The sequence below is a fragment of the uncultured Corynebacterium sp. genome (genome assembly GCF_945649885.1).
GTDB lineage: Bacteria > Actinomycetota > Actinomycetes > Mycobacteriales > Mycobacteriaceae > Corynebacterium.
The window spans coordinates 1-6,972 of record NZ_CALZFS010000139.1 but is presented as its reverse complement, the minus strand read 5'-3'; the positions used below and the strand labels follow the sequence as shown (position 1 = coordinate 6,972).

The window sequence follows — 6,972 nt, the reverse complement described above, 5'->3', positions numbered from 1 at the left end:
GACCTTCTCATTACGAGTGAGACGCTCTACCGACTGAGCTAAAGCGGCACGGTAGTTTTAACGATTGGTCACTTTACCGTACACAGCATCTGGTTCAATAATCAGGGGCACCAACAAGAAATGCTCCCTGTCAGCTGACTTTGTAGGCCTTGCGGAGGCGACCAACGAGCGCGTCCATGGCGACCACGGGGCGGACGTTGAATCCGAATGATTCACGGCAGATGTTGATGGCATCGAGGCAGCCGACAAGCCCTTCCGGGGTGACCTTGGCTGCCAGTTCCTGGGAGAGTCCCTCCATGTCAGGGTGGGTCAGGGCCACGGTTGATTCAGAGGAGATCATCAGGGCGTCACGGTAGATGCCGGCCAGATCAATCAGAGCCAGGTCGAGGGAGTCACGCAGGAAACGGGTACGTCGTTTCTTCTGATTGTCTTCCAGGTCCTTGAGTTGTCCTGAGGTGCCGCGCAGTGCCTTCTGAGCACCTTTTCCTCGGGCACCCATGCCTAAGGAGGCACGGAGTTTCTCCAGTTCTTCTTCCTCACGGGCAGCCAGGGATTCCTGAGATTCCTTTTCAATACCTTTGACCAGGGTATTCACTGCTTGGAAGGCCTGATCGCCGTGGTAGATCAGTTCTGCCAGGTTGATGATGTTGGTGCGCCTCACTTGTACCTGCTGGTTGTGTGCCAGGTGACGGGCCCTGCCGATATGTCCGGCAGAGGCTGCAGCTGCCAACTGGGCATCGCTGGCACTGACACCACCTTCCTCCACCAGGATGCGGGCGATCTCATCCACCGTGGGAGTGGGGATGTAGACGTGACGGCAACGGGAACGCAGGGTAATGGCGATGTCCTGTGGATCCGTTGACGGCGCACAGAGAATGATGATGGTGCGCTCCGGTGGTTCCTCCACTGTTTTCAGCAGTGCGTTGGCGGCACCTTCGGAGAGCCGGTCGGCGTCTTCGATGATGATGACCCGCCAATCAGACACGGTGGGCATCTTCGCGGCATCAGAGATGACCTCACGCATGCTCGCCACGGAGATCACCAGTTCCTGCGGGATGATGTGAATGACATCGGCGTGGGCATCACGCATGGTGAGTCGACAATGCTCACACTGCCCACAACCCACCGTGGTGGGGTCCGCGCAGACCAGTGCGGCTGCAAAAGCCTTAGCTGCCACGGAACGCCCGGAACCGGGTGGTCCGGTGAAAAGCCAGGAATGGGTGAACATGGCGTCGTTAAGCTCGCTGGAGTCAATGCCGCGCGCAATATGACGGGCGGTGCTCGCAGCGTTGATGAGCATCCCGGAAACCGAAGCGGGGCCGGCGAGGCGGTCGAAGACACTGGGTTTAGTCACGCCCTCCACACTAACGGGTCAGCGCATCCTGTCTCATGTTCGCAGGCAGGATAGAGTAATGGGCATGAGTCGACTGCTTCAGGCATTGAAATGGCTGTGGGGCACTTCGTGGCCGCTGTACGCTGCGACAGTGCTCGGCACAAATGTTCTTGGTGCGCTCGCAATCATGTTGTTTGTCCGCTACCTGATTCCGCACCCCACCGACACCAGTTTCAACCCGGATATCTCCTACCTTCCGGTAGTGGGCAGTATCTATCTGGTGTTTGCGGTGCTCGTGGGCATCCTGGTGACATTCCTGATGTTCCGGCCGGTCCTGGAATGGCAACGGCACCCCGATGAGCATGACCCCAACATGGTGCGCAACCTGGTGATGCGCATCCCTGTCTACCAGGCGATTCTGTGTGCCGTGGTGTGGCTGATCGGCATTGTCATCGCCGTGGCGATTGCCGCATCCATGTCCACAGGACTGGCCGTGGTGGTGGGTGTCTCCACACTGATGGCATGTGCGGTGGTATCGCTGCTGACCTTCCTGGAAGCCGAACGCCTGGTCCGTCCTGTCGCCGCCTCTGCCCTGGCACGACGTTTTGAGGACTCCACCCTGGAACCACCAGTCAGCCAGCGTCTGCGCATGACCTGGGTGCTCACCATCGGTGTGCCCGTGGTGGGCATCCTGCTGATGATCCTGGGCTATTACACCCACTTCTTCGGCGACGATGCCTCACACATCCTTCCGGCAATCCTTGCGTTGGCCCTGGGTGCGATGGTCACCGGCTACTTCGGCACCCGCCTGGCCGTGTCCTCAGTGGTGGATCCCATCCTGGAACTGCAGGAAGCCATCGGCAGGGTACGACGCGGCGACAATGATGTCCAGGTGGATATCTACGACGGCTCTGAAATCGGAGTACTGCAGGCCGGCTTCAATGAAATGATGCGTGGCCTGCGCGAACGCCAGCGTGTGCGTGATCTCTTTGGCCGTTATGTCGGCGATGAAGTTGCCCGCCGCGCCCTTGAGGAACGTCCCACCCTCGGCGGTGAGGACCGCAAGGTTGCCGTCCTGTTCGTGGACGTCATCGGCTCCACCACCTTCGCCGTCAACCACCCTCCGGAAGAAGTGGTGGAGGCACTCAATGAGTTCTTCGAGCACGTGGTTGAAGTGATCCACCGCAACAAGGGTGTGATCAACAAGTTCCAGGGTGATGCCGCACTGGCCATCTTCGGCGCTCCCATACCCCTGGCGGATGCGACCGGGCATGCCCTGGCCGCTGCCCGCGAACTGCGTCTGGCACTCAAGGACCTCCAGCTCAAGGCTGGAATCGGGGTGGCAGCCGGACACGTGGTTGCCGGACACATCGGTGGCCATGACCGCTTTGAATACACTGTCATCGGTGACGCCGTGAACCAGGCTGCCCGCCTCATGGACCTGGCGAAGACCACCCCGGGACGCACCGTGACCAACGCTGCCACCCTGCGTGAAGCCAATGAAGCCGAACAAGCCCGGTGGACTTTGATGAAGTCCGTGGAACTGCGTGGCCGCGGTGAGATGACACAGCTGGCCCGTCCCATCCGGGCGACACTGGCGGATCGGTCTTAGGTTTTAAGGACTATCCACATAGACCCAGAAAGGCTGTTCTTAGAAAGCAGTAGTGATCTCTGTATTAAGCAGAGCGCTTTCTAAGGACAGCCTTTCTGGGTTAATAAGGAAAGTGCTGTACAAGCACTCTTGCTGCCCAGATGTTGACGGCATGTCCCCTGTCAACCATGAGCTGTGGAACTGTGCAGGATGAACGCCTTTCCCCTTGCAGACATAAGAAATAGAAGAAGCGAATCCATAGTTTGGATTCGCTTCTTCTGCTTTATGAGGGTCTACAATTTATTCCCACCCAGGCTGTCATTCAGTTCTTGCTGGGAAACAGCCCGTCAATGATCAACAACTGTGCCACCGTGTAGGTGCCCATGACCACGGCATCGGCGATGCGGCTGGCTGCGGTGTTGTCGTCCAGGAGGGTTTCGCGGGCAAAGAGCACTGCATCAGAGATGAGGAACAGGTTCCCGCCATGGCCCAGGCCGGAGGTGGCGGGTTCTGTTGGATCAATAAGCACTGGGTCATCGGCCAGTGTGGAGGTCGCAGCCAACGCTCCGCCATAACAGAGCACCACCGGCAGGAGCTTTGGTGCCTTCCATGCTGCCAGTGCTGTTGCTGCCGCCAGCGGTACTGCGCGGATAGCCACGCGCCCGGCACTGGGGCGTGCACCACGTTGGGTCAGAAGATACACATATGCTGCGTGGTTGAGAGCAAAGCCAGTTGCTCCGGCGGGGATGTTGTTGGGTTTCATCAAAGCCAGATCGCCTGCCCAGCCACCGGCAAGACCAATAAGACCCACGGCATTATCTGGGGCTTCAGAACGCAACACCCGTCCTGCAAGCAGGGGCATGAGTGCTGGTTTGGTGATCTTCTTCAGCTGCTTCCAGCCGAAGAGGGAGGCAGTCGTGTTGGTGTCAGCGGCCACCAGGTAGGCGGCACGCTCGGGTTCATGGATCGCTTGTGAGGCTGCAGTCACCAATGCCTGTGCACCCTGCTTGGTGCGTTCCATGAACCCCTTCGCCATTGTTTAAGACTGCTTCCTGGTGCCGGCCTTGACCACACGCTTAGTCGTCTGGGGTGGGCGCTTCGCTGTGGTCTTCTTCGCAGCTGCCTTCTTAGCCGGAGCCTTCTTGGCGGTGGTTTTCTTCGCTGCAGTCTTCTTGGCAGTCGTCTTCTTGGCTGCTGCCTTCTTGGTGGTCTTCTTCGCAGGACCTCCATCAGCAGCTTCCTTGGCACGACGCTCAGACAGCAACTCGTTGGCACGGGCATCGGTCAGGGACTCCGGAACATCACCCTTGCGCAGGGAGGCGTTGGTGGTGCCGTCGGTGACATAAGGGCCGAAACGGCCATCCTTGACGGTCATCGGCTTACCGGAGACATCGTTATCGCCCAGTGTCTTCAGCGGTGGCTGTGCTGCTGCCCGGCCACGACGCTTCGGCTCAGAGTAGATGCGGCGTGCCTCATCCAGGGTGACGGTGAAGATCTGCTCTTCACTGCTCAAGGAACGGGAGTCGGTGCCCTTCTTCAGATATGGGCCATAGCGACCGTTCTGGGCGGTGATGACCTCACCATCGGCAGGATCAACACCGACTTCCCGGGGCAGGGACAGCAGCTTCAATGCCTCTTCCAGGGTGACTGTTGCTGGTTCCATACCGCTGAACAGGGATGCGGTGGCTGGCTTGAGGTTTTCCTCCACCAGCTGGTTGATGCGCTTTTCCTTCTGGTTTGCGGCAGTCTTGGTTTCCCAGTTCTTCACACGCATGCCATCCGCGGCACGTTGCTCATCTTCAGCCTTGCGCTCAGCAGCAACAACCTTCTCTGCTTCTGTTTCAGCACCGGCACGTTCGTCTTCACGGACCTGTTCGGTGACATAGGGTCCGAAGCGGCCTTCCTTGGCCACAATCATGCGTCCATTAGCCGGGTTGGTTCCCAGTTCACGGCCACCCTGTGGGGTGGCGAAGAGCTTCTCTGCAACTTCGAGGCTCAACTCATCAGGAGTGGTTTCCTCAGGCAGGTTGGCACGCTGGTACTCCGGCTCGCCTTCTGCCGTGGTGCCCACAACCCTTTCGATGTACGGCCCATAGCGGCCAACACGGACGTTGACGGGGCGACCTTCGGAGTCGTCGAAAAGCCTCAGGGAGTTGACGGAGCGGGCGTCGATCTTCTCCAGGTTCTGATCCACCAGGGCCTTCAGGCCACCCTGGCGGGCAACGGATTCCGCCATGGATTCATCAGCCTCGGCATCGCCGAAGTAGAAGCCGTTGAGCCACTCGGTGCGGCCCTCGCGGCCGGCGGCGATATTATCCAGCTCGTCCTCCATGGAGGAGGTGAAATCATAATCCACCAGGGAGGTGAAGTTTGATTCCAGCAGACCAACCACGGCAAAAGCCACCCAGGACGGCACCAGGGCGTTGCCGCGGGAGTAGACATAACCGCGGTCCTGGATGGTCTTGATGATGGAGGCGTAGGTGGAAGGACGGCCGATGCCGAGATCTTCCATCTTCTTCACCAGGGACGCTTCCGTGAAACGTGCCGGTGGGTTGGTGTTGTGTCCATCAGCGCTGATCTCAGTGGCGGTCAGTGCATCACCCTGCGCCAGACGTGGAAGGCGCTTTTCAGCATTATCCGCAACATCACGGCCATCGGCGTTCTTGGTGGTTTCCACATAGGCGCGCAGGAAACCAGGGAAGGTGATGGTGCGACCAGTGGCGTTGAACTCGGTCTTCTCACCAGACTTGGCCACACCGGCGATGGTGACCTTCATGGAGGTGCCCTTGGCATCAGCCATCTGGGAAGCCACGGTGCGCTGCCAGATCAGCTCGTAGAGCTTGTATTCCTCAGCATCCAACTGGCCATGCAGCTGGCCCGGGGTGGCAAAGGACTCACCAGCAGGGCGGATCGCTTCATGGGCCTCCTGGGAGTTCTTCACCTTGCGCTCATAGGTGCGCGGGCTCGGGGAGACATACTCATTGCCGTAGAGCTCCATCGCCTGCGCGCGGGCAGCCTTGAGGCCCTGCTCCGACAGCGAGGTGGAGTCAGTACGCATATAGGTGATGTGACCGTTTTCATAGAGACGCTGCGCAATACGCATGGTGCGCTCAGAGGTGAAGTGCAGCTTGCGGCCGGACTCCTGCTGCAGCGTTGACGTCATGAACGGGGCATAAGGACGACGGGTGTACGGCTTTTCCTCAACGGAGGCCACCGCCATCTCCTGGCCCTGCAACGCATCGGCGAGAGCCTCCGCGCGGGACTTGTCCACCACAACAACATCAGCGGTCAGCTGACCACGGTCATTGAAGTCACGGCCCTGAGCCACACGCTGACCATCAATCGTGGCCAGGCGGGCAGCAAAGGTCGAGGGGTTATCAGCATCCGCCTCAGAGGCCGCACCATTGTGGAATTCGGCAGACAGATCCCAGTAATCAGCGGAGATGAACGCCATGCGCTCACGCTCACGCTCCACGATCACGCGGGTGGCAACAGACTGCACACGGCCTGCGGACAGACGTGGCATAACCTTCTTCCACAGCACCGGGGACACTTCATAGCCGTAGAGACGGTCGAGGATGCGGCGGGTTTCCTGGGCATCAACCAGGTTTTCATCCAGCTCACGGGTGTTTTCCACCGCGGCGAGGATTGCTGGTTTGGTGATCTCGTTGAACACCATGCGGCGCACTGGAACCTTCGGCTTCAGAACTTCCAACAGGTGCCAGGCGATAGCTTCGCCCTCACGGTCGGGGTCTGTTGCCAGAAGAAGCTCATCGCACAGCTTCAGCTTGGCTTTAAGGTCGGTGACCTTCTTCTTCTTATCAGGGCTGACAACATAGAGAGGTGAAAATCCATGTTCCGTATCCACACCAAGACGAGCCCAGGGCTCCTTCTTGTACTTCAACGGAACATCAGCAGCACCACGGGGAAGGTCACGGATATGACCAACCGAGGCCTCAACGATGTAGTCGTTGCCCAGGTACGGCTGGATCTTGCGGGCCTTGGTCGCCGACTCGACGATAACCAGACTCTTCTTGCGCGATCCCTG

At 59.2% G+C, this 6,972-nt stretch carries 4 protein-coding genes; 1 reads left to right on the top strand and 3 read right to left on the bottom strand.

Annotation, left to right across the window (positions count from 1 at the left end; genetic code table 11):
* Window positions 1-130: 130 nt before the first annotated feature.
* On the bottom strand, window positions 131-1,354 hold the full coding sequence (locus Q0M74_RS12265; RefSeq protein WP_293954877.1) for a DNA polymerase III subunit delta': 1,224 nt from the start codon (window positions 1,352-1,354) through the stop codon (window positions 131-133).
* Between the two features lie 64 nt (window positions 1,355-1,418).
* Between Q0M74_RS12265 and Q0M74_RS12260 the strand changes: the two genes are divergently transcribed.
* Complete coding sequence (locus tag Q0M74_RS12260; protein WP_293954875.1) at window positions 1,419-2,945, top strand: adenylate/guanylate cyclase domain-containing protein; 1,527 nt, start codon at window positions 1,419-1,421, stop codon at window positions 2,943-2,945.
* A gap of 301 nt (window positions 2,946-3,246) precedes the next feature.
* On the opposite strand, the gene Q0M74_RS12255 is transcribed toward Q0M74_RS12260, so the two are convergent.
* Window positions 3,247-3,945 (bottom strand): lysoplasmalogenase, encoded by a 699-nt coding sequence (locus tag Q0M74_RS12255; RefSeq protein ID WP_293954873.1) that lies wholly within the window; start codon window positions 3,943-3,945, stop codon window positions 3,247-3,249.
* Between the two features lie 18 nt (window positions 3,946-3,963).
* Window positions 3,964-6,951: a type I DNA topoisomerase gene (topA, locus tag Q0M74_RS12250; RefSeq protein WP_293954879.1), complete on the bottom strand. Its 2,988-nt coding sequence runs from the start codon at window positions 6,949-6,951 to the stop codon at window positions 3,964-3,966.
* Window positions 6,952-6,972: the final 21 nt, after the last annotated feature.

Coding starts and splice junctions, on each gene's coding strand:
- Q0M74_RS12260 (WP_293954875.1), top strand. CDS start 1,419: ATGAGTCGACTGCTTCAGGCATTGAAATGGCTGTGGGGCACTTCGTGG.
- Q0M74_RS12255 (WP_293954873.1), bottom strand. CDS start 3,945: ATGGAACGCACCAAGCAGGGTGCACAGGCATTGGTGACTGCAGCCTCA.